Below are 20,511 nucleotides of genomic sequence, written 5' to 3'. Positions count from 1 at the left end.
GGCGGCGGTCTTTTCCGCAAACCCAGGGGCGGGAGCGCAAGAACCCCTAGACGATGCCGCGGCCGGAGCGCAGCAATTGCTTGGGATCGACCAGGCGCTTCTGGCCGGTGCGGTTCAGGCTGGTGTCGCTGCTGGCATCGCCGCCGAACAGCCGGATCATTCGCTCGAAAGCCGCCACCGACTGTTGGCCGACCTGGGACTTAAATCCGCGGTGGTAGGGAACGACATTTTCGCCGAAGGTTTTGACGTACTCGTCGCTGTCGATATAGGAATCGATCTCCGCGTCGTAGCCCTGCGACTGATAGCGATCGAGATGTTCGATAATCTCCGAATGATTGTAAGGAGCACGGCCCAACAGGTGTTTGAAATTCAATTCAATGAAGCGATTGTTGGAGGTGCAATGGAAGAAACTTTCTTTGTACAAGTCCGATTTGGCCAGAAGCCGCACAAACTCGCGCACGCTGATCGAACGGTTGCGCAACAGCGACTCGGCAGACACAATCCGTTCACTCTCCATGACGTGGATATTGCCGAACACCTGTTTGTAGGCAACGGCGATCACCGCCTGCACCTCCGCTTCGCCGGCCCGGGGATATAGCTCGACCACCGGCGGCTCCATGACCGCCGGAAAGTTTGCGCGGCTTTCGGAAGCTTCGCCTTCGGTGATTTCGAGAATCCGGCCGCCGTTGCGCTTGATTCTGGTCATTTCGGGCAACAGCCGCTCAAGCGATACGATCGTGCTGTAGCTGCTCTGGCTCGGTTCGTGGGTGTCGAGACCGGGCCAGGGATGGTGCGCGAGGGTCGGTGAGAGGGCGATCGTGATCTTGAACAACTTGCTGCCGCGCTGCTGGTTGTCGCCGGTGAGCACGCTCATGGTGGGGTTCTCCTAACATGGGACGTCAAAATCCCAGGGCAGTCCAGACGAACACCCGCGGCAACAGCAACGCGCAAACTGCCGGTGGCAGTCCATCACAATGCCAATGCTGCGAGGCGACCGAAGGGCTTCCCTGGCTCTGGGATTGCTCTTAAATTATTCTGCAAACCTTCAACCTCAGAACATCAAGAGTTGTGAAAAAAATTAGAATCTCCCCCGATCGATCCCCGCGGCGAACGTTACATCTGATTGCCGGTTTCAGCCTCCGCCATTTTGCCCTGTTGCGGTTGAATTTTCTGTGGTACAACGGCGGGAGTGAGCGAAACAGCTTCTGCAATTCATTACCAGAATTGACAGTAGTGATTTCCCCGGCGGTTCTGGTGTTTTCCCCGGCGCCGCTTTTCTACTCGGTCGGTTGTTGAATGTCGATGATCGCCGTCTTGGGTGGCGGTGGTGCTTGGGCGGCGATCGTTTGCAACCGCACTTCCGAAGCGCGTCGCCCAAGCGCTTGCCCGCCGCGCTCTCGCATGGGTGTGTCAAGTCATACAGAGCGGCCGCCCGAATTGTCCTAACCTGGCTGCCAACGTTGCAAGGTCTTACGAAGATGGTGCCGCTGCCCCGGGCCCTCGCGCGATCGTGGCCGGCGTTGCTGGCGGGCCTGGCTGTGGCCGGTTGCAGCAGCCAGGCCGAGGAGATCTACTTTGGTCGCCTGGACCCGCCGCCCGAGAACATCCTGCGGGTGGGTAACGGCCACGAACCGCGTTCGTTCGACCCCCACAAGTCGATCGCCTACCCGGAAGGCCACGTCTATCTGAACATTTACGAAGGACTGGCCAGCCGCGACGGCAAGACCCTCGAACCCCGTCCGGCCATCGCCACCGGTTGGCGGACCACCGCCGACCGTCGCCGCTGGATTTTTGCACTGCGCCGGGGAGCGCGCTTCAGCGACGGTGTACCGATCACCGCCCACGACTTTGTATTTAGCTGGCGGCGGCTGGTGGAGCCGGAGCGCGCCTCGCCCTACATCTTTGCCGCCTACGGCATCAAGAACGCCCGCGCCATCTGCGAGGGCAAACTCCCGATCGATGCGCTCGGTGTGCAGGCCCTGGACGATTTCACCCTGGCAGTCGACCTGGAGCAGCCGACGCCCTACTTTGACAAACTGGTCACCGCCTGGGCCTTCGTCGCCCTGCCGCGCCACGTCATCGAGCGCCGGGGAGACCGCTGGACGCAGCCTGAGCATCTGGTGGCAAGCGGCCCGTTTCGTCTGGCTGAACATGTCCCTTACCACCAGATTGTGCTGGAGAAAAATCCGTTCTACTGGGACCGGCGCAACGTGCAGCTGGAGAGGGTCTACCTCTATCCGGTGGCTGACGGAGCCCAGAATGTCAATCTCTACCGAGCCGGGGAAATCGACGTGATGCGCGGCGGCTACCTGCCCCTGCCGATGATCCCGCGCCTCAGCCGGAAGCGCGATTTCCAGCGCGGCCCCTATTTTGCCTCGCGCTACTACAGCTACAACCTGGCCCGCAAACCCTTCGACGACGTGCGGGTGCGCCGGGCTTTGAGTCTCGCTGTCGATCGCGCCGTCCTCGCAGCCAAATTCATCGGCAATGGTGAGGTGCCCGCCGGTGGCGTCGTGCCGCCCATCGTTCCGGGTTACCGGGCGCCTGAGGCCGTGGGTTTCGACCCCGAGCGCGCCCGCCGGTTGCTTGCCGAGGCAGGCTATCCGGGCGGCCGGGGTTTTCCGGCCTTCAGCCTCACTTTGTTTACCCGCGACGACGTGCGCAAAGTGGGCGAGGCGATCCAGAGCATGTGGAAGCACACCCTGGGTATCGACGTGCGGCTGGAGAGCGAGGAAGGCCAGACCTACACCGCCCGCCTGGAGCGGCGCGATTTTGCGGTGACCACCGACGGTTGGGTGGGCGATTACATCGATCCGACCGCCTTTTTGGACATCTTTGCGGAGGCGAACGCCAACAACCACTCGGGCTGGACCGATCCGCGCTACGGCGCACTGCTCAGACAGGCGAGCGTCGAACCTGACGCGCGTCGCCGCTTGGCGCTTCTGGCTGCAGCCGAGGCGCGGCTGGTCGAAGAGTCGCCGATCATCCCCCTCACCTATATGGCGCTCAATTACCTCAAAAAACCCTGGGTGCAGGGTTGGTACGTCGATCCGCTCGAACAGCACCAGTTCAAGTACGTGCGCATCGAGCGCGGGTGGCAGGCGGCAACCAGCGGCACCCCCGCCCATGGGCTTTAAACCGACGCCGGGCGGCCCGCGATGCTGCTTGCCTGGAACCATGCCCGGATCCGGCGGCCCGCTGGGGGGTGACGGCTCCCTGGCCCGACGTGGTACATTGCTCGAATTGGGTCGCTGAGCGCGAGCCGGGATCAATGCTGAAAGTTCGCCTCGCAAGCCGACGTCTCTGGTGCGCTTTCGATGCTATTTAACTCGCATCTATTTATTTATTTGTTTTTGCCCGTGGTGCTGATGTTGTTTTTTCAGATCGGCAAACGGGGAGGACAAAAACCGGCGACCCTCTGGCTGATTGCCGCTTCACTGGCGTTTTATGCTTACTGGAAAAGCGCCTACCTGTTGCTGTTGATCGCTTCGATCACATTCAATTATGCTGTCGGAACCTGGATGGGCCGAGAGTTTGCGGGGCAGACTCCCCAGGCGAAGCTGCTGCTGGGGGTCAGTGTCGCTGCGAATCTGGGCCTGCTTGCCTACTACAAATACACCGACTTTTTTCTGGCGAGTACCAACGCGATCTGGGGCACCGGCTTTGCACTGCCCAATATTGTTCTTCCGCTCGCGATTTCGTTTTTTACCTTTAATCAGATTGCCTATCTGGTCGATGCTTATCAGGGCAAAGTCGAAGAGTACGATTTTTTTAATTACTGCCTGTTTATCGTCTTCTTTCCCCATCTGATCGCCGGTCCCATCGTCCACCACCGCGACATTATTCCTCAATTCAACAAATTCAACTTTTCTGTTGATAGTGCCTGTGTAGGCCTGGGGCTGACAATCTTCAGCGCCGGTCTGTTTAAAAAAGTGGTCTTTGCCGACAGCATCGCCGCCTACGCCACTCCGGTCTTCGCGGCGGCTTCAATGGGCGTGGAACTGACGGCCGCCGAGGCGTGGCTCGGCGCCCTCGCCTACACCCTGCAGCTTTATTTTGATTTCTCGGGCTACTCCGACATGGCGGTGGGGCTGGCGCTGCTCTTCGGGATTCGCTTTCCCTGGAACTTCGACGCGCCCTATAAAGCGGCGAGCATCATCGACTTCTGGCGGCGCTGGCACATCACCCTGTCGCAGTTTTTGCGCGATTACCTGTACATCCCGCTGGGGGGCAACCGCAAAGGCCCCGCCCGCCGCTTCGTCAACTTGATGATCACGATGCTGTTGGGCGGGCTCTGGCACGGCGCCAATTGGACTTTTGTAGCCTGGGGGGCCCTGCACGGTTTCTATATTGTCCTCAACCACCTCTGGAACGACCTGCAGCGCAGGCGCGGTGGCGCTCGCAGTCCCCTGGCTCCAGGAATCGGCACTGCCGTTACCTTTGTTGCCGTGGTGGCCGGCTGGGTGATCTTCCGCTGCGACAGCCTGGCGGCGGCGGGGACGATGTTCAAGAGTATGGCCGGGATGCATGCCGCAAATGCCGCAGCGGGCCTGTTTCCGCATCTGGGCTTTGCGGATCCCGACTGGGTGCCGCTGTTGTCGCTCGCAGGCTTGCTGGTGATCTGCTGGTGGACCCCGAGCCTCAAATCGCTGGTGGAGCGCTACGAAAAAGATCCGCCGCCGGCCGAGGGCTGGTCGCTGCGCTGGCGGCCGAGCGGCGGCTGGGCCGTTTGTGTCGGGGTGATTGCCTGGCTCGCGCTGATGTCCCTGGCTAGGCCCACCGAATTTCTCTACTACCAGTTTTGAAGTATGGGAAACTACAGCCGCGTTTTGCTTCTGACGGTCGTCCTGTTGAGTGTCGTGCAACTGGTGGTGGCGATCGCCGTGGATCCCTACGACGTGTTTGGGGTCGTGCGCTTTACCAAGAAAAACTTTGAGCCGAACACCCGCTACCTTAAAGTCGAGTACCTGCTGACCCAGCCGCGCTTCGACGCGTATATTTTCGGCTCCTCGCGCACCATGTACTATGCCGCCGCTGCCGCCGATCGCGCCAGCGGCGAGCGCTATCGCTTCTTTAACTTCGGGGTGAGCCTGGAGAACGGCTTCGGAATCCGCCGCAAACTGGAGTGGCTCATCCGCCAAAAACGGATCCAAAAAGCGCTCATCGGCCTCGACTTCGACATCCAGTCGGTGCCCACCGATCCCCTCGATTTGTTGCGCCAGGATCATCCGCTGGTGAGCGGCGATTCGGCCCTGGGCTTCTACGGCAAATACCTGCTCTTCCAGCCGCGAATTATCGCGCTGTTCGTCGCGGAGAATCTCGACAGCCGCAAAGCCTACGGTTTTGAGACCTGGGACCGCGGCAACGACAACGGCCCGCAGGCGCTCTACCCCATCGGGCGGCCGTTCGACCCTGAGCGGCTGTATGCGGTCAGTGCGGGTGCCCTTGCCCTGGATATCGCCCGCTCGAACCGCAAGCCCCCCCGACCGGTTGCGGCGAGCGGCCTGGAGGAATACGGGCGCAGCGTCGCTTTGCTCGATGCGGCGGGAGTCGCGCGGGTGCTGGTCGTACCGCCTTTCAGCCTCGAAAAATTTCGTTCCTACGACATCGACGCCTACCTGAGCTGGCTTGCCGAGACGGTGCGCGTCGGCGGCCGGGTCTGGGATTTCGCGGGCGTCAATTCGGTGACCGCCGATGGGCGCAACTTCGGCGACCCGGTGCACTTTTTGAAGCCGGTGGGCGACATGGTCCTGCGCCGGGTGCTCGATCCCAATCCCACCGGCCTACCCGCCGATTTTGGAGTGCTGCTGACTTCCCAAAACCTCGCAGCGCGCCTGGTGCAGCTGCGCGCCCAACACCGCAAACTCCAGTTGCAAGATCAGCCCAAAAGCGTCACAACACCGTCATCGAGGTCGTAGCGCCCCCCCAACACCTTGACTTCACCGCTCAGGAGCTTGGAGTGGATGATATCGGAGGCCGTCTTGATTTTCTCGACATTGCGCAGCACATTGGCCCGCAGTGCGTTTTCGTCCAGATCGCCCGCTTGCGCCCGGCACATTTCCACCGCCGGGCGGATCGCCTCGATGAAGTGGCGCACATAGCCGTTAAAGGTCGCCCCAGCGGTGGCCGCTGCGATCGCCGCCTGGATCGCCCCGCAGCGCTCGTGGCCAAGCACCAGCACCAGCGAGCAACCCAGGTGCTCGACGGCGTACTCGATGCTGCCGAGGATGTCGTCGCTCACGCAATTGCCCGCCACCCGGTTGACAAACAGATCTCCCAATCCCTGATCGAACAAGATCTCCGGTGCGACGCGCGAATCGGCGCAACCGACCAAGACGGCGAAGGGATGCTGGCTGTGGGCAATCGAGCGCACGTAGGCAGCCGTGCGGTGGGGATTCTCCAATTTGGCCGCCACAAAGCGGCAATTGCCTGCCAACAAACGCTCCAGGGCCTCATCGGGCGTCAGCCCGGCGGCGATCATTGCTTCGTGTGGCCCTGGGTGTTGCTTCATGGACTTGTCTATTTAATTTCAACAGGGAGATACTACCATACCGCCGTCCTAGGCGAAGGCCGCTGCCCAAAAGCGCTCCGTGATCCGCATGGTGGGTATCTGGTTGCAGCGCACCACATAACTGCGCCCGAGCAGCGGCGCTTCAGGATCGGTGCCGAAGTAAGCGGCCCGGCCGCCCGCCGCCTCGTGCCAGTAGCCGCTCAACTCGCGGTAAGTCTCGGTGAGCTCCTCGCGCAGCAACTCGCCGATCCCTTTGTCGGTGGCAAGCAGTCCCTCGCGCAGATCGGCTGTGAGCCGGTCGATGAGGATAGTCGACTGGGCATGCACGTAAGCTTGCCCGCTGATGCGGCCCGTCAGCAGCACCTCGCGCTCGTAGACCCGCTCGCCCAAATCCCGCATCACCAGCGGCCCGAGCTTGCGCACGGCGATGGGCTCCAGAAAGTAAGCCGCCAACAACTCGGTCACCGTCCCGTCGGTGACCATCAGCAGCCGCTGTACCGGCGACAGGGCACCCAGGGCGATCGCTTCGGCGCGCTCCCCAGGCCACCAGTCCGCCAGCGGCCCGACTTCGCAATATTGCTTCATCTATTCAGTCTATCCGGGCTCAGGCCGGGCGCAGGCTGCCGTTGCTGGCCACCGTGGTTAAAAACTGCAGTACGCGGGAGGCGACCGCACCGGAATGGCGCACGCAATCTCCCAGGGAGATGCCGCCGAAGTAATTGCCGACCAGGAACAACCCCGGCAGTCCCAACAGCGCCCGTTCGACCCGCTCCTGCTTGCTGGGATGGCCGAGGGCGTACTGGGGGATGGCCTGGGGCCAGCGCGTCACGCGCAGCAGTTGATAGCCCGCCTGGAAACCGAGGACCGTCTGCAGTTCGCGGTGGGCGAGGCTGGCCAGTTCGGTGTCGCTGAGGTTGGGGGTGGCCGGATCGGTGGTGCCGCCCACAAAACAGGTATAGAGCCGCCAGTTGGGTGGGGCGGTATGGGGAAAGAGGCTGCTGTTCCAGATCACCCCGAGACTGCGCAGGGTCTGGTTGCGGGGAATCAAATGCCCGAAGCCCTCCGGCGCGTTGGGCACCTGGCTTTTGGAGTAGGCGAGACTGATGCTCACGACCGGTGGGTAGTAAATGCTTTCAAGGGCGCGTCCGAGACCGGCGTCCAGGGGACGCAAGACCGAAGCCATGGCGTGGGCGGAACCCGACAGAATCACCGTGCGCGCCGCAATTGCCACCGGCTCGCCCTGCGGACCGGCCACCACCGCCCGCCAGCGATCCCCGGCCAGGTGTTCAAGCGCCTCGAGGCGGTGGGAAAGCAGGATTTGCGGCTGCAGGCGCTGGGCGAGTGCCTGGGGCAACTGCTCCAGGCCGCCGCGCAACGTGCAGAGGCGCTTGAAGGGTGGGCGGGTGCGGGCAGTCCGCCACAAACCCCGCAGCACCCCGCCGTGGCGGCGCTCCAGATCGACCAGCCGCTCGAAGGTGGCTTCGATGCTCAACTGGCCGACATCGCCCGCGCACATCCCCGAAACCAGCGGATCGACCAGCCGCGAGAGGACTTCTTCGCCGAAGCGGCGCAGGACAAATTCGGCCACCGTCTCCTCGCGGGGCTCGCCTAGGGCCGGGACGAACAACTCCCACAGCAGCCGGGCTTTACCGGACCAACTGAGTAAGTCGGAGCGCACCAGCTGCGCCGGGGTGAGCGGCACCGAGCGCAGGCGGTTCTCCCACCAAACAAAGCGCGCCAGGCGCGGATCGGCGGTGACGATTTGATCTTCGAGTTGCAACTGGGTCAACAGCTCGATGAGGGGTGGGGATTCTTGAAAACTGTTCGGACCCCCCTCGCATACAAAACCGTCGGCGATCGCGGTGGTGATCGCTCCGCCCACCCGCTCGCCCGCCTGACAGACCAAGAACGTGCAGCCGGCCCGCTTGAGTTTCCAGGCGAGCGCCAGCCCGCTCAGGCCAGCGCCCACCACCAGTACATCCAGCAATTCCTCGGCCGTGTTCATTGCCCGAATCAGTCTCTTTGCCAACTATGACACGACCGCCCTTCCCCGGGATCTCCCCGTGCGCTGCCGCGGGCAATGTTCCGCGACGAAACATTGCCGACGCAACAGAATAATCGCGCATAAAGTGAGGTCGAAACTGACAAATAGAAAGGCCGATGCTCAGCAATGGGTTACCGCAAACATAGCTACACTTATTATCGGTTGGCCCGAGCAGGCAAGCGCGAATCGCCAAGATTATGAAGTCTTCTGAAACAGGGTATTGAGATAGGTGCGGGCGGCGCGCCGGTCTCCATTGCCATTTTGCAGCAAAAACAAAGAGAGGGCGGCGGTGAAGATACGGTTTTGATCCCAGTCGGGATGGTTGTCCAGATAGACTTGAAGCGTATCATGCAATTCTTCGGGAATCTCAGCCAGAACGCTGACCATTGTTTTCATCGGTTTGAACTCGTGTTGATCAAGTTGAACCTATTGTTTGTCGGTGGAGGCGGACTGTCAATCGCCCGAAACTGTCGAGTACAACGAAGCATTTGTCCAGACGACATAATTCGATCGGTTATATTTCCCGATCCCGTACACCTAGCTTAATAATAGCGCCGCCCCTCGGCGGCGGCGGTTTTCCACAGGTAGTGTCCTGAGGGACACCATCTACGTCGCAAGCCTGTGGAAAACTTGTGGAGGAGCGGCGCGAAAGTGGGGAAAGCACCCAACTAGTGTTACGAATTGTTAAATCTGAAGACCGGTCCAAAGTCGCCCCGCCGTGCCGACATCTGGTAGCATAAACGACGTTTTTTGCCCGGGCGGCGGGCCGCAGGGCGTTTGTGGGCGGAGCAGGCCTGCCCTTCCTGTAGAATCGTTTTTATGCTCCCGTCCCTGCGGATACCCGGCGTAGGTGCGCGCCTGCGCGTCGGTCCTGTGACCAAAACGGTTTTGAAGGTGGTGGCCAGTCTGTCGCTGCTGGCGGTTTTGCTTTTTTTCGTCGATGGGCGCAAGGTGGCCGCGGTGCTGGCGGGCACGGATCCCCTCTGGTTGGCGGTGGCGGTGGTCGGGTTTCTGGCGGGTCAGGCGCTCAACGCCCTGAAGTGGAACTGGCTGGGGGAGGCTCTGGCTCTGCCGTTTACCCGCCGCCGCTATGTGCAGGTCTACTTTATGGGGTTGTTTCTGGCGGTATTTTTGCCGGGCAGCCTCGGGGGCGATGTTGGTCGGGCGGTGCTGCTCGGGCGCGAAAAGCGCGGCTGGGCGGTCGCCTACACGGTGCTTGCCGACCGCTACAGCGGCATGATGTTTCTGTTGGGGCTGGCGAGTGCCGCCTGCGCCACCCTCGGTACCTACGACCGCCTCAAGCCCTGGCTGTGGGCCTTGGGCGCGGCAGTGTTCGCCGCCTGGGCGCTGTTGGGTCCGCTGAGCCGCCGCCTGGCCGGGAAGCCCTTCAAATTCGCCCCTGCCCTGGGCGCGGTTGCCGATTGGGAGGGGCGACTGCGCACCCCCGGCAATCTGGCGCGCATCGGCACCAGCAGCCTCGCCATCCAGCTCATCAATTGGGGGGTGCTGGTGGCGATTGCCCTGGCACTGCCGATGGATGTACCGGCGGCGGCTTTGATGACCGCCTACGGCCTCACGACCCTGGCGACGCTGGCACCGGTGAGTATCAACGGCCTGGGGGTGCGCGAAGGGGGGTATGTGTTGCTGTTGGGCATGGCGGGGGTGCCTGCGGAGCAGGCCCTTGGTTTTGGAGCGCTGTGGTTCGCCGTCTACACCGTCGCCGCTCTATTGGGCGGCATCGCCTGGCTCCTGCCGGGGGGACGGCAGGTCAAGGCCGGATAAGAATTTTGCAGGTCTCGGGGGTTGGATGCACGGCCTGCTCCACCGCCGCCGCCAGTTCAGCGAGCGGATAAAAGTCCGAGATGAGCGCCTGCACGTCGATGCGCCGCCCGAAGACAAGATCGGCTGCCAGGTGCTGGACTTTGAACGAGGAGCTGTAGGAGCCCATCAAGTCGATTTCGCGCCGGTAGAGCACGTTCGGATCGAGCGGGATTTGCACCGATTCGGCAAATTCGGCAAAAAACAGAATCTTGCCGCCCTTGCGCGTCGCATCGAGGGCCTGGGAAAAGGCCTGCACGCTGGGCACCGCGAGCAAGGCGACATCCACTCCGAGGCCGCCGGTGAGGGCGTGGATCCGGGCGGTCAGATCGGCGGAGCGCGCATCGAGGGCAGCCTCGGCCCCGAGCGCGCGGGCGCGCTCGACGCGCGAGGCGAGCAAGTCGGTGACGATCGGTTTCGCTCCGAACTGGCGGCAGAGCATGGCGAACATCAGCCCGATGGGACCGGCGCCGGTGATCAGCACCCACTGGCCGGGCTGGACCTGGGCTTTTTTCACGGCCTTCAAGCAGCAGTTGGTGGGTTCGACGAAGCTCGCTTCTTCGAAGCTCACCCCGTCGGGAATCGCCATCAGACCTCCCGAGCGCACGATGTGGCCGGGCACCTTGACGTACTCGGCGAAGCCGCCGCCGGCGGGTGCAAAGCCGGCGGTAGTGGTCACTTCTTTGTAGACCCGGCACATCGAGTAGTTCTCGTTAAGGCAGTAGGGGCAGTGAAAACAAGGAATATGGTGCAGCACCACCACCCGCTCGCCTACCCGCCAGTGCTCCACCGCTTCCCCGGCGCGCACGATCGTGCCGCTCGTCTCGTGGCCGAAGATGCGCGGCGGGTCGAGTAGCGGGTAGCGCAGCTTTTTGATGTCCGACTGGCACAGACCGCAGGCGCGCACCTGCACCAGCACCTCGTCCGCCGCGACTTCGGGAACCGGCACCTGTTCGTAGCGCAGATCGCCTACGCCGTAGAAAACCGCCGCGTGCATCAGCTGGGGAACGTCCATGGGCTTGTTGCCATCCACTCGCCAGCACCATTTTTGGCCGCTTTTGCCCTGCGGGCAAGGCGCAGGAGCATACTACAGATAGGTTACTCAGCGATTTCGCGACCATTGCCCTAATCGGTGAGGCTCAATTCGGCTCGGCAGCCGTGCTCCCACAGGGCCAGCAGCCGCGCTTCGCACTCGGGGGGCAACTCGGCGGCGAAGATGCCCTCCTCGCTGGTCAGCGCGCTCGCCAGCCACACGCCGATGACGCTCACTTCCACGAACCCTTCCTCCGCCCGGCACAGGGCAATGCCCGGTTGGCCCGCGAGGGAAGCCGCCCCGGGCAGGTTCGCCACCAGCACCGACGCCCAGCCCGGCTCGGCGATCAGGTTTGTCCCCACCGAGGCGGCAAAGGTGCCGCGCTCGCCCACGAAGCGCTCGACGGACAGGGCCACCGCCTCTATGTAGATTCCCGCTTCGGTGTACATCAGCTTCAACATGGTCGTGCACTCTCCCGGGTCGTAAGGTTTTCTCGGTAAACTTCGGGACCGGCAAGTGGATTGATGCCATGCAAAAACCCCCGCCTCGGTGGTCCGGAAGCGGGGGTCAGAAAGAGGGTCGATTCTTTCTAGCCGTCTGCAGGTACAGCGAACCTGTACCACCCGCTTCGCCGGAAATTGGGCAGATCTGCCCCGAGCATGCGACGCAGATCGCCGATCTCGGCGGCCTGCAGCAACAGGGCAAACTTGCCCGCGATGGTGCCCGCTTGCGTCCACCCTCTGGGGGTGGGGCAGAAGCCGGTTCTCGGGGCACCGTGGCGGGTTGGGCGTAACATCGGTCGGCGGGATTCCAAAATTTCGTATTACAGATATACTACGCCTCTGCCGCCCGGGTCAAGCCCTCGCAGCGGATTGCTGCGGACTTGGGACCGCTAAGATTAGGAAAGATTTTTTGTGGTGGAGAAGCGATGGCGTGGCGGTGTCCGGAGCTGTTGGCCCCGGCGGGCGATTGGGAGTGCGCCCGGGCGGCGGTCGAAAACGGCGCCGATGCCGTCTACTTTGGGCTGGAGCGCTTCAACGCCCGCCTGCGTGCCCACAACTTCACCGAAGCCGATTTGCCGGAGTTGATGGCGTACCTGCACAGCCGCGGCGTGCGGGGCTACGTCACCTTCAACACCCTCGTCTTTGCGGATGAGCTGGCCAGTGCCGAGCGCAGCCTGCGGGCGATCGTGGCGGCCGGGGTGGACGCGGCCATCGTTCAGGACATCGGCGTGTGTCGATTGATCCGCCAAATCTCGCCGGATTTTGCGATCCACGCTTCCACCCAGATGACCGTCACTAGCGCGGCAGGAGTGGATTTTGTGCGCGAACTGGGTTGCGCCCTGGTGGTGCTCGCCCGCGAATGTTCGCTCGCCGAGATTGCCAAAATTCGCACGGCTACCGCCGAGCGGCCTTTGCCGCTGGAGATCTTTGTGCACGGGGCGCTGTGTGTGGCCTACTCGGGGCAGTGCCTCACCAGCGAGGCGCTCGGGGGCCGCTCGGCCAACCGCGGCGAGTGCGCCCAGGCCTGCCGTTTGCCCTACGAACTGGTCGCAGACGGTGAACGGGTGGACCTGGGGGAGCGCGCCTACCTGCTGAGCCCCCAGGATCTAGCCGGGATTGACCTGATCCCCGAGCTGCTGCCAGCCGGGCTTGCCTCGCTCAAGATCGAAGGCCGGCTCAAATCTCCCGAGTATGTGGCCAGTGTCACCCGTGTCTACCGCCAGGCCCTCGACCGGGCGGCGGCTGAGCTAGAAAAGACCGGCCCTGTCGATCCCGCATCCTACTACGCACTGGAGATGGCTTTTTCGCGGGGTCTCTCCACCGGTTGGCTTGAGGGCATCGACAACCAGCGGTTGGTCCACGCCCGCTATGGCAAGAAGCGGGGCGTCTACCTGGGCGAAGTGCTGCGGGTGCAAGAAGGCACAGTCGAACTGGTACTCGAAGCGCCCCTCAAACCGGGGGACGGCGTCGTCTTCGACGGCGGCAGGCCCGACGAACCCGAGCAGGGGGGCCGGGTCTACATGGTCGAAATGCACCACTCACTCGCCCGCGTCGGTTTTGGTCGGGGCGACATTCGTTGGCGGCGGGTGCAGCCGGGGGACAAGCTCTGGAAGACCAGCGATCCCGAACTGGAGCGCCGGGTGCGCCGGAGCTTTGCACCCGGGGCGGCGCCTTTTCAGCGGCCTGTACACCTTCAGGTGTCCGGCCGGCCGGGCGAAGCACTCGTCCTCGAAGCCCAGGACGAATCCGGTCGCCTGGTGCGGGTACAATCGTCGCTGCCCCTGGCTGAAGCCCACAAACACACCCTCGACACCGAGCGGCTGGCGGAACAGTTGGGGCGCCTGGGGGGAACCCCCTTTAAGCTGGGTGCCCTCGACAACCACATCGAAGGTGCCGTCCATCTGCCGGTGAGCGAACTGAACCGGCTGCGCCGCGAGGTGGTGGAGCGATTGATCGCCCTGCGCGCCGAGCCCTTGCGCTGGCAGAGCCACCCGACCCCGGCGGCCCCGCGTGTCAATGGCGAGGCACCGACCCTTGCCGAGCCGGAACTGATCGCGCTGGTGCGTTCGTTTGCCCAACTCGACGCGGTGCTGGATAGCGGTCTGCGCACGGTTTATTGCGAATTGGAGGATGTGCGGCAGTATCGCCGGGCGGTGGAGCGCGCCCGCGCCGCGGGGGCCACCCTCTTTGTCGCCCCGCCGCGCATCGCCAAGATGGGCGAAGAGTGGATCTTGAGCCAGGTGAGGGCGAGCGGTGCGGACGGCTACCTGGTGCGCAACTACGATCACCTGCATTACTTCGCCTCCGAACGCTGCGTCGGCGATTTCTCTTTGAACGTCGCCAACCCGCTTGCCGCCAAGTACCTCAAAGAGCGCTACGCCCTCGAACGGCTTACCGCGAGTTACGACCTCAATGTCGCCCAGCTTTCGGCACTGCTGGCCGGTGCCCCGCCCGCCTGGTTTGAGATCACCATCCACCAGCACATGCCGTTGTTCCACATGGAGCACTGTGTCTTTTGCGCTTTTTTATCCGAAGGCACCGATCACACCAACTGCGGCCGTCCCTGCGAGCGGGTCGAAGTGCAACTGCGCGATCGCGTCGGCTCGGCGCACCCCCTGAAAGCGGACGCCGGTTGCCGCAACACGCTCTTTAACGCTAGAGCCCAGAGCGCAGCGGAGTACGTGCAGCATCTGGTCGGATTGGGGGCGCGTTATTTGCGGGTGGAATTTCTTAACGACCCCCCCGAGCGGGTGGGCACCGTCCTCGACAGCTACCGCAAGCTTTTGGCGGGCCAGATGAGCGGCAGCGAGTTGTGGCGGGAATTAAAACTTTTCAACCAGTTGGGTGTCACCCGCGGCCAGTTGCCTTATTGAGTATTCTTTGCCACCGCTTTTCAATATAGCGGTGAGCTAAAATACACGGCCAAAGTTTGAGACCGTATATTCTCATCGGTGATAGCCGCCTCCGGTTCTCTCAAACTCCGGGCCGGTCTAACTCAGTATCTGATGCACACTGTGCTGCACATTTCGCTCACTAGAGAAGGGTAAAACATGGACCTCAATGCAATCGGTCAAACGATTCTTGTTACTGTCACCGACGTTGGCTTGAAGATTGTCGGCGCGATTCTTCTTTATATCTTCGGTCGCTGGCTGATCGGCGTGGTCATCGGATTGGTGCAAAACGCCCTTTATAAACAAAAAATTGATCCGACGGTCGTCCGCTACGTGGGTTCGATTGTCGGCGTGCTCGCCAACATCGCGCTGGTAGTCTCCATTCTTGGTTACTTCGGCGTCGAGACCACCACCTTCGCCGCCCTGGTGGCAGCGGCCGGCGTAGCCATCGGTGCCGCCTGGGGCGGGCTGCTCTCGAACTTCGCCGCCGGGGTTTTTCTGATCATTTTGCGGCCCTTCAAAGTCGGCGACTTCATCACCGTCGGAGGCGTCACAGGCACCGTCAAGGAGATCGGTTTGTTCGTGACGGCGATCGACACCCCGGACAACGTCCACACCTTCGTAGGCAACACCAAGGTCTTCGGCGACAATATCCAGAACTACTCGACCAATCCCTACCGCCGCGTCGAGTTGACCGCTCAGCTCAACGCTGGCGTCGATCACGCCGACGCCATCGCCCGCCTCAAACAAAAGCTCGCTTCGATCCCGAATGTGCTGATCGACCCGGCCCCGGACGTCGAGATTCTCGAATTCAGCGCCGCCGGTCCGGTGCTCGCCGTGCGGCCCTTCTGCAACAACGCCCATTACTGGCAGGTCTACTTCGACACCAACCGCCTGATTCGCGAAACCTTCGGCGAAGCGGGCTACCCGGTGCCGCAGCAGTACGTGACGATGCGCAACGTAGCGTAGGAAGCCCTCATCCCCCTGGCCCCTTCTGCTCAGGGGGATAAACCTTTTGCACAACAAACTTTGCCGCTCGCGCTTAGAGTTGAAGTTGTTCCTTTACCCATTGCCTGAAAGCTTTCAGCGCGGGGCGCGTCCCCGCTGTGGCGGCCATTTCGACGAAGCCGGGAAACCTCTCCACCAGCAGCAAGTCCGGAAAGGTTGGGCTGATTGGCGATTCGACGTACCGGCCCGACTGCAGAACATCGATGCGTAGCCGTCCGGATTCGTACCTCCACAACTCCGGCACACCCAGGACCCGATATACTTCAAGCTGCGTCTTGGAAGTGAGGTCAACCTCGATTGCGAGGTCGGGCGGCGGATCGATGGTCAGATCGAGGCGCCGTTTGCCGATCATCGCCGCATGGTTTTGGATGTAGAAGCACTCGTCCGGTTCGATGCCTTTGGCCATGTCTATGCGTTTAAACGTGGATGAGCCAAAGGGCTCAAAATCGATATCTAAGGCTTCAAGCAAGTTTTTTACAAAGTCACTGAGGAGAACTTTGCTCCTTTCGTGCTCCGGCAGGGGCATGCGAATCTCCAGCATTCCGTTGTCGTATGCCAGTCGGCTGGCCCGGTGATCTCCCAGTTCGGTGAGGATGGCTTCAAACTGTTGCCAGCTCACGTCGCGCAGCACAATCCGCTGTCCTGGCATGATGCTCAGTTGTTCAAGCTGAAGTGTGACCGTCATCGCCGTTTTCTCCCGAGCCTATTCCCTCTTACAAATTGGTCGAAATCGCCGCCACCGGGCAGACCGGGACGCACTGTTCACACACGATGCAGCGGGAGCGGCGAAACTGCAGCAAAAACGTCTCCGCGTGCAGGGCCAGGGCGCCGGTCGGGCAAACCCCCGTGCACAGGCCGCAGTGAACGCAGAGGTTTTCGTCAATCACGATTTCGTGTCCCAGCAGCGAGACGTCGATGCCCTGATCGCGCATCCAGGTGATCGCCGCTTCGATCTGATCGATATCCCCCGACAGTTCGAGCACCAGTTTGCCCACTTCGTCGGGGGCCACCTGGGCGCGCAGGATGTTGCTCGCGATGTTGAAATCCTTGGCCAGCCGGTAGGTGACCGGCATATGCACGATGGCGGGCGGAAAAGTGAGAATGACGCGCTTGCGCATTGGTTACACTCTACTCAGCGAGGGGCTCGACAGGATGCGGCAGATACGCAACGCCCGCTGGGCGGGAGACGGGAATCTCTACAGTCTACTGGTGGCCGAGGGACAACTGCAGGCGGTGGACCCATCGGGCGACTGCTGGGAAGGGAGCGCCGACTCGATCGATCTGGCGGGAGCCTGGGTGAGCCCGGGGCTGGTGGATCTGCAGCTCAACGGCGCTCTGGGGGTCGAATTTTCGGAACTGGAAGGCGACGAGGGCCTGGAGCAACTGGGGCGCATCTCGACCTATCTCTGGTCGATTGGCCTCTCGGCCTGGTTGCCCACCTTGATCAGCGTCCCGGTCGAAAAGCTGCAGGGAGCCCTCGCGGTGATTGGCCGCTTTCGGCCCCCCAAAAGCGGCGCGCGCATCCTGGGGGTGCACCTCGAAGGACCGTTTCTCAACCCCGAGTACGAAGGCGCCCACATGCGCCGGTACCTGCTGCCGCTCACCGTCGAAGACGCCAAGTGCGTCCTGGGGGATTACGCCTCCCTGGTGAAGCTCGTCACCCTCGCCCCCGAACTCGACCCGGACGGCCAGACGATCCCCTGGCTGGTCGCCCAGGGCATCCACGTGAGCCTCGGCCACACCGCCGCCACCTTCGAGCAGGCGCAGCGGGCCTTCGACGCGGGGGCGCGGCTGGTGACCCATATTTTTAATGCCCAGCGCCCCTTCCACCACCGCGAGCCCGGCGTGGTGGGGGCGGCTTTGCTGGATGAGCGGGTGCAATGCCTGTGCATTCCCGACGGCATCCACCTGCACCCGGCTGCCACCCAATTGCTGCTGCGCGCCAAGGGCGAAGCGGGCCTCATCCCGGTGAGCGATGCGGTGGCACCCTTGGGAATCGCCGACGGTCGCTACGACTGGCATGGCCTCGCCATTACCGTGCGCGCCGGGCAGGTGACCCTCGAAGACGGTCGGCTCGCCGGTAGCGCCCTCAGCCTCACCGATGTACTGGCGCGGCTGGTGGGCCAGTGCGGGGTCGATCCGGGCGTGGCCCTGCGCCTGGGGGCGCTCCAGCCGCGGCGGGTCCTGGGCGAACCGGTCGATTGGCCGCCGGATGCCGATTTGCTGGTGTGGCCCCCGGGCAAAGACCGGCCCGAGCGCTTGGAGGTACGATGAGCCCCCCCGCCGAACGCCTGCGCGAGTTTCGCTGGCGCGTCTTCAACATCGTGATGGCGATCGTCGGACTCTACGTGGTCGGCGTGATCGGCTACATGGTCATCGAAGGCTGGGATTTCTTCGACGCGCTCTATATGACTGTGATCACCCTGGCGGGGGTGGGCTACGGGGAGACGCGGCCCCTCAACACCGATGGACGCATCTTTACGATCGTGCTCATTGTGCTCGGTGTGGCGACTCTCGGCATTCTGGTCGGCCGGATTGTCCAGGCCCTCGGAGAAGGCTATCTTCAAGAAGGACTCAAATATACCCGACAGAAGCGTATGCTCAGCCAGCTGAAGGACCATTTCATCATCTGCGGCTACGGCCGGATGGGCAGCCGCATCTGCGAAGAACTGACGATAAGCCATGCCCAGTTCGTCGTCGTCGAGGCGGACCCGCGGGCGGCAACCATCGCCCGCTCCAAGGGTTACCGGATCATCGAGGGTGACGCGAGCGCCGATCAGACCCTGGTCGAAGCCGGTATCGAGCGGGCCTGCAGCGTCATCTGCGCGCTCACGTCCGACGCCGATAATCTATTTATCGTGCTCTCGGCGCGCAACCTCAACCCGAAGGTGCGCACGATCACCCGGGCCAGCAGTGAAGAAGCGGCCGTCAAATTGCGCCGGGGCGGGGCGGACGAGGTGGTCTCCCCCTACACCGCCGGGGCGCGGCGAATGGCGGCGATTGCCCTGAGGCCCGGGGTGGTCGATTTTATCGAGACGGCCTTCAGCGGCACTGGCGGCGGTTCGCTCATCGTCGAGGAGGTCAAACTCGACGAGCGCAGTTGTCCTTTTGTCGGCATGTCGCTGCAGCAGATCAACCTGCGCAACCGCAGCGGCGGCCTGGTAGTGGCCATCCGCCGCGCCGACGGCACACTGGTGGGCAGTCCCACCGGCGAGACCATCCTCGCCCAGGGGGATATTCTTTTTTGCCTGGGCACCGACGCGCAGCTGCGCACTCTCTCCGAGGCGCTGTTGCCGGTGAAGACTGGGTAGTTAGCCCAGGCGAGCAATCAGCGACTTGTAGAGATCCGCGTACTGATGGGCGGAGGCGCGCCAACTGAGGTCCGCTTCCATGCCGCGCAATTGCAGTCGTCGCCAGTAGTCTTTGTAGCGAAACGCTTCCTCGGCGCGGTAGAGCATGGCAAGCAGGTTGGCCGGGTCGTAGCGGTCGAACAAAAAGCCGTTGCCTTTTTCATCGAGCGGATTGTGGAAGAAAACCGTGTCGGCGAGGCCACCGGTCTTGCGCACCAAAGGCACCGCCCCGTAGCGCAGCGCAATCATCTGGCCGATGCCGCAGGGCTCGAAGCGCGAGGGCATCAAAAACAGATCCGCGCCGCCGTAGATGCGCTGGGCGATGGGCACGTTGTAGCTCAGCACCGCCTTGATGCGGTCCGGGTAGCGCTCCGCCGCCGAGCGAAACAGAAATTCGTAAAACGGGTCGCCGCTGCCGAGCACGACCAGTTGGGCGCCGCTGGTGTGCATCCAGTTGTCCCAGAGCGGCGCGAGCAAATCGAAGCCCTTCTGGTCCACCAGCCGCGAGACGATACCCACCAGCAAGCGATCGGCACTGACCTCGAAGCCGAACTCGCGCTGGAGGGCCAGTTTGTTCTCGACGCGCCGATCGAGACTGGTCGTGTCGTAGTTGACCGTCAGGTGCTTGTCGGTGGCCGGGTCGAGGGCCTTGGTGTTGATGCCGTTGAGGATACCGGTCAGGCGGTTTCCCTGGCCCCTGAGCAGGCCGTCCAGGCGCTCGCCGTACTCGGGGGTGCAAATTTCGCGCGCATAGGTGGGCGAGACCGCCGTGATCGCGTCGCTGTGGATGATCCCCGCCACCATCGGGTTCCAGGCGCCCGTGTCGTAGGGGACGTCCACGAAGGCGCGAAAGTACGGCAGGGGCGGTCCCTGGTAGGCGAGGTTGTGGATGGTGAAGACCGTCATCACCGGCATCGACCGCATCCAGAGGGGCAACAGTCCCGTGTGCCAGTCGTGGCAGTGGAGCACCTGCGGATCCCAACCGCCCCGCCAGAGAAATTCGGCCACCGTGCGCGAGAAGAGCGTGAAGCGCCAGGCTTCGTCCTCAAAACCGTAGATGCGCTCGTTGGCAAAGGCCGGGTGACCGACCAGATAGAGGGGGATGTCGCTGCCGGGCAGGCGCGCTTCGTAAATTTCGACCTGCTGGAACATGGCGCCGCCGGTCCAGACCGGCTGCTCGGACTTGGGCAGCTCCCCCAAAAAGCCGTAGTAGGGCAGGATGATCCGTACATCGAGCCCCATCTCGGCCAGGGCCAGGGGCAACGAGCCCACCACGTCCGCCATGCCGCCCACCTTGGCTAAGGGGGCACACTCCGCCGCCGCAAACAATACCTTCACGCTCGTCCTTGTGAT

Annotated in this window: 18 protein-coding genes; 8 read left to right on the top strand and 10 right to left on the bottom strand. The window is 62.8% G+C overall.

Annotation, left to right across the window (positions count from 1 at the left end):
• Window positions 1-46: 46 nt before the first annotated feature.
• A complete protein-coding gene (locus GLL_RS04945; RefSeq protein ID WP_164928640.1) occupies window positions 47-874 on the bottom strand; it encodes a phycobilisome rod-core linker polypeptide in 828 nt (275 codons plus the stop codon).
• Between the two features lie 604 nt (window positions 875-1,478).
• Between GLL_RS04945 and GLL_RS04940 the strand changes: the two genes are divergently transcribed.
• The 3 genes from GLL_RS04940 (at window position 1,479) to GLL_RS04930 (ending at window position 5,918) form a co-directional block, all read left to right on the top strand.
• Window positions 1,479-3,137: a peptide ABC transporter substrate-binding protein gene (locus GLL_RS04940; protein ID WP_011140950.1), complete on the top strand. Its 1,659-nt coding sequence runs from the start codon at window positions 1,479-1,481 to the stop codon at window positions 3,135-3,137.
• A gap of 180 nt (window positions 3,138-3,317) precedes the next feature.
• Window positions 3,318-4,805, top strand: coding sequence for an MBOAT family O-acyltransferase (locus GLL_RS04935; protein ID WP_011140949.1), 1,488 nt, complete (start codon window positions 3,318-3,320; stop codon window positions 4,803-4,805).
• Window positions 4,806-4,808: 3 nt separating this feature from the next.
• Window positions 4,809-5,918: a hypothetical protein gene (locus tag GLL_RS04930; RefSeq protein WP_011140948.1), complete on the top strand. Its 1,110-nt coding sequence runs from the start codon at window positions 4,809-4,811 to the stop codon at window positions 5,916-5,918.
• Here the strand turns inward: GLL_RS04930 and GLL_RS04925 are convergent.
• From GLL_RS04925 to GLL_RS04910, 4 genes are all read right to left on the bottom strand, one after another.
• A complete protein-coding gene (locus GLL_RS04925; RefSeq protein WP_011140947.1) occupies window positions 5,879-6,511 on the bottom strand; it encodes a carbonic anhydrase in 633 nt (210 codons plus the stop codon). The genes GLL_RS04930 and GLL_RS04925 overlap by 40 nt on opposite strands.
• A 48-nt stretch (window positions 6,512-6,559) precedes the next feature.
• The gene (locus tag GLL_RS04920; RefSeq protein WP_011140946.1) at window positions 6,560-7,096 is read right to left on the bottom strand and encodes a chorismate--pyruvate lyase family protein; all 537 of its coding nucleotides are present in this window, start codon (window positions 7,094-7,096) and stop codon (window positions 6,560-6,562) included.
• Between the two features lie 19 nt (window positions 7,097-7,115).
• Window positions 7,116-8,516, bottom strand: a complete 1,401-nt coding sequence (gene hemG / locus GLL_RS04915) for a protoporphyrinogen oxidase (protein ID WP_011140945.1) — start codon at window positions 8,514-8,516, stop codon at window positions 7,116-7,118.
• 234 nt (window positions 8,517-8,750) lie between these two features.
• On the bottom strand, window positions 8,751-8,951 hold the full coding sequence (locus GLL_RS04910; RefSeq protein ID WP_011140944.1) for a DUF2811 domain-containing protein: 201 nt from the start codon (window positions 8,949-8,951) through the stop codon (window positions 8,751-8,753).
• Between the two features lie 423 nt (window positions 8,952-9,374).
• Between GLL_RS04910 and GLL_RS04905 the strand changes: the two genes are divergently transcribed.
• Entirely contained in the window at window positions 9,375-10,337 is a 963-nt protein-coding gene (locus GLL_RS04905) for a lysylphosphatidylglycerol synthase transmembrane domain-containing protein (RefSeq protein WP_011140943.1), read from the top strand.
• Here GLL_RS04905 and GLL_RS04900 read toward each other — a convergent pair.
• Together GLL_RS04900 and GLL_RS04895 are read right to left on the bottom strand one after the other, a co-directional pair.
• Window positions 10,324-11,370, bottom strand: coding sequence for a zinc-dependent dehydrogenase (locus GLL_RS04900; RefSeq protein WP_164929595.1), 1,047 nt, complete (start codon window positions 11,368-11,370; stop codon window positions 10,324-10,326). The two genes, GLL_RS04905 and GLL_RS04900, sit on opposite strands and share 14 nt — an antisense overlap.
• Before the next feature lie 128 nt (window positions 11,371-11,498).
• On the bottom strand, window positions 11,499-11,867 hold the full coding sequence (locus tag GLL_RS04895; protein WP_011140941.1) for an alr0857 family protein: 369 nt from the start codon (window positions 11,865-11,867) through the stop codon (window positions 11,499-11,501).
• Between the two features lie 467 nt (window positions 11,868-12,334).
• On the opposite strand from GLL_RS04895, the gene GLL_RS04890 reads away from it, so the two are divergent.
• Both GLL_RS04890 and GLL_RS04885 read left to right on the top strand, forming a co-directional pair.
• Window positions 12,335-14,782 carry a U32 family peptidase gene (locus GLL_RS04890; protein ID WP_011140940.1) on the top strand — a complete coding sequence of 816 codons (2,448 nt, stop codon included), beginning with the start codon at window positions 12,335-12,337 and terminating at the stop codon, window positions 14,780-14,782.
• Window positions 14,783-14,959: 177 nt separating this feature from the next.
• Entirely contained in the window at window positions 14,960-15,769 is an 810-nt protein-coding gene (locus tag GLL_RS04885) for a mechanosensitive ion channel family protein (RefSeq protein ID WP_011140939.1), read from the top strand.
• A 73-nt stretch (window positions 15,770-15,842) separates the two neighbouring features.
• On the opposite strand, the gene GLL_RS04880 is transcribed toward GLL_RS04885, so the two are convergent.
• Window positions 15,843-16,493: a Uma2 family endonuclease gene (locus GLL_RS04880; RefSeq protein ID WP_011140938.1), complete on the bottom strand. Its 651-nt coding sequence runs from the start codon at window positions 16,491-16,493 to the stop codon at window positions 15,843-15,845.
• A gap of 28 nt (window positions 16,494-16,521) precedes the next feature.
• A complete protein-coding gene (locus GLL_RS04875) occupies window positions 16,522-16,926 on the bottom strand; it encodes an NIL domain-containing protein (RefSeq protein WP_011140937.1) in 405 nt (134 codons plus the stop codon).
• Window positions 16,927-16,960: 34 nt separating this feature from the next.
• Here GLL_RS04875 and nagA point away from each other — a divergent pair, with 34 nt between their 5' ends.
• Entirely contained in the window at window positions 16,961-18,082 is a 1,122-nt protein-coding gene (gene nagA / locus GLL_RS04870) for an N-acetylglucosamine-6-phosphate deacetylase (protein WP_164928639.1), read from the top strand.
• On the top strand, window positions 18,079-19,119 hold the full coding sequence (locus GLL_RS04865) for a potassium channel family protein (RefSeq protein ID WP_011140935.1): 1,041 nt from the start codon (window positions 18,079-18,081) through the stop codon (window positions 19,117-19,119). Before nagA ends, GLL_RS04865 begins: the two co-directional genes overlap by 4 nt.
• Here the strand turns inward: GLL_RS04865 and glgA are convergent, their stop codons facing one another.
• Window positions 19,120-20,496, bottom strand: a complete 1,377-nt coding sequence (gene glgA / locus GLL_RS04860) for a glycogen synthase GlgA (RefSeq protein WP_011140934.1) — start codon at window positions 20,494-20,496, stop codon at window positions 19,120-19,122.
• Window positions 20,497-20,511 lie beyond the last annotated feature (15 nt).

This window comes from Gloeobacter violaceus PCC 7421 (genome assembly GCF_000011385.1).
GTDB classification, from domain to species: Bacteria; Cyanobacteriota; Cyanobacteriia; order Gloeobacterales; family Gloeobacteraceae; genus Gloeobacter; species Gloeobacter violaceus.
The sequence above is the reverse complement of the archived record's forward strand: the minus strand, read 5'-3'. Positions and strand labels throughout refer to the sequence as shown.

Bases quoted from the DNA above. Each gene is read 5' to 3' on its own strand.
- GLL_RS04945 (WP_164928640.1), bottom strand. From the start codon at position 874: ATGAGCGTGCTCACCGGCGACAACCAGCAGCGCGGCAGCAAGTTGTTC.
- GLL_RS04940 (WP_011140950.1), top strand. From the start codon at position 1,479: ATGGTGCCGCTGCCCCGGGCCCTCGCGCGATCGTGGCCGGCGTTGCTG.
- GLL_RS04935 (WP_011140949.1), top strand. From the start codon at position 3,318: ATGCTATTTAACTCGCATCTATTTATTTATTTGTTTTTGCCCGTGGTG.
- GLL_RS04930 (WP_011140948.1), top strand. From the start codon at position 4,809: ATGGGAAACTACAGCCGCGTTTTGCTTCTGACGGTCGTCCTGTTGAGT.
- GLL_RS04925 (WP_011140947.1), bottom strand. From the start codon at position 6,511: ATGAAGCAACACCCAGGGCCACACGAAGCAATGATCGCCGCCGGGCTG.
- GLL_RS04920 (WP_011140946.1), bottom strand. From the start codon at position 7,096: ATGAAGCAATATTGCGAAGTCGGGCCGCTGGCGGACTGGTGGCCTGGG.
- hemG (WP_011140945.1), bottom strand. From the start codon at position 8,516: ATGAACACGGCCGAGGAATTGCTGGATGTACTGGTGGTGGGCGCTGGC.
- GLL_RS04910 (WP_011140944.1), bottom strand. From the start codon at position 8,951: ATGAAAACAATGGTCAGCGTTCTGGCTGAGATTCCCGAAGAATTGCAT.
- GLL_RS04905 (WP_011140943.1), top strand. From the start codon at position 9,375: ATGCTCCCGTCCCTGCGGATACCCGGCGTAGGTGCGCGCCTGCGCGTC.
- GLL_RS04900 (WP_164929595.1), bottom strand. From the start codon at position 11,370: ATGCACGCGGCGGTTTTCTACGGCGTAGGCGATCTGCGCTACGAACAG.
- GLL_RS04895 (WP_011140941.1), bottom strand. From the start codon at position 11,867: ATGTTGAAGCTGATGTACACCGAAGCGGGAATCTACATAGAGGCGGTG.
- GLL_RS04890 (WP_011140940.1), top strand. From the start codon at position 12,335: ATGGCGTGGCGGTGTCCGGAGCTGTTGGCCCCGGCGGGCGATTGGGAG.
- GLL_RS04885 (WP_011140939.1), top strand. From the start codon at position 14,960: ATGGACCTCAATGCAATCGGTCAAACGATTCTTGTTACTGTCACCGAC.
- GLL_RS04880 (WP_011140938.1), bottom strand. From the start codon at position 16,493: ATGACGGTCACACTTCAGCTTGAACAACTGAGCATCATGCCAGGACAG.
- GLL_RS04875 (WP_011140937.1), bottom strand. From the start codon at position 16,926: ATGCGCAAGCGCGTCATTCTCACTTTTCCGCCCGCCATCGTGCATATG.
- nagA (WP_164928639.1), top strand. From the start codon at position 16,961: ATGCGGCAGATACGCAACGCCCGCTGGGCGGGAGACGGGAATCTCTAC.
- GLL_RS04865 (WP_011140935.1), top strand. From the start codon at position 18,079: ATGAGCCCCCCCGCCGAACGCCTGCGCGAGTTTCGCTGGCGCGTCTTC.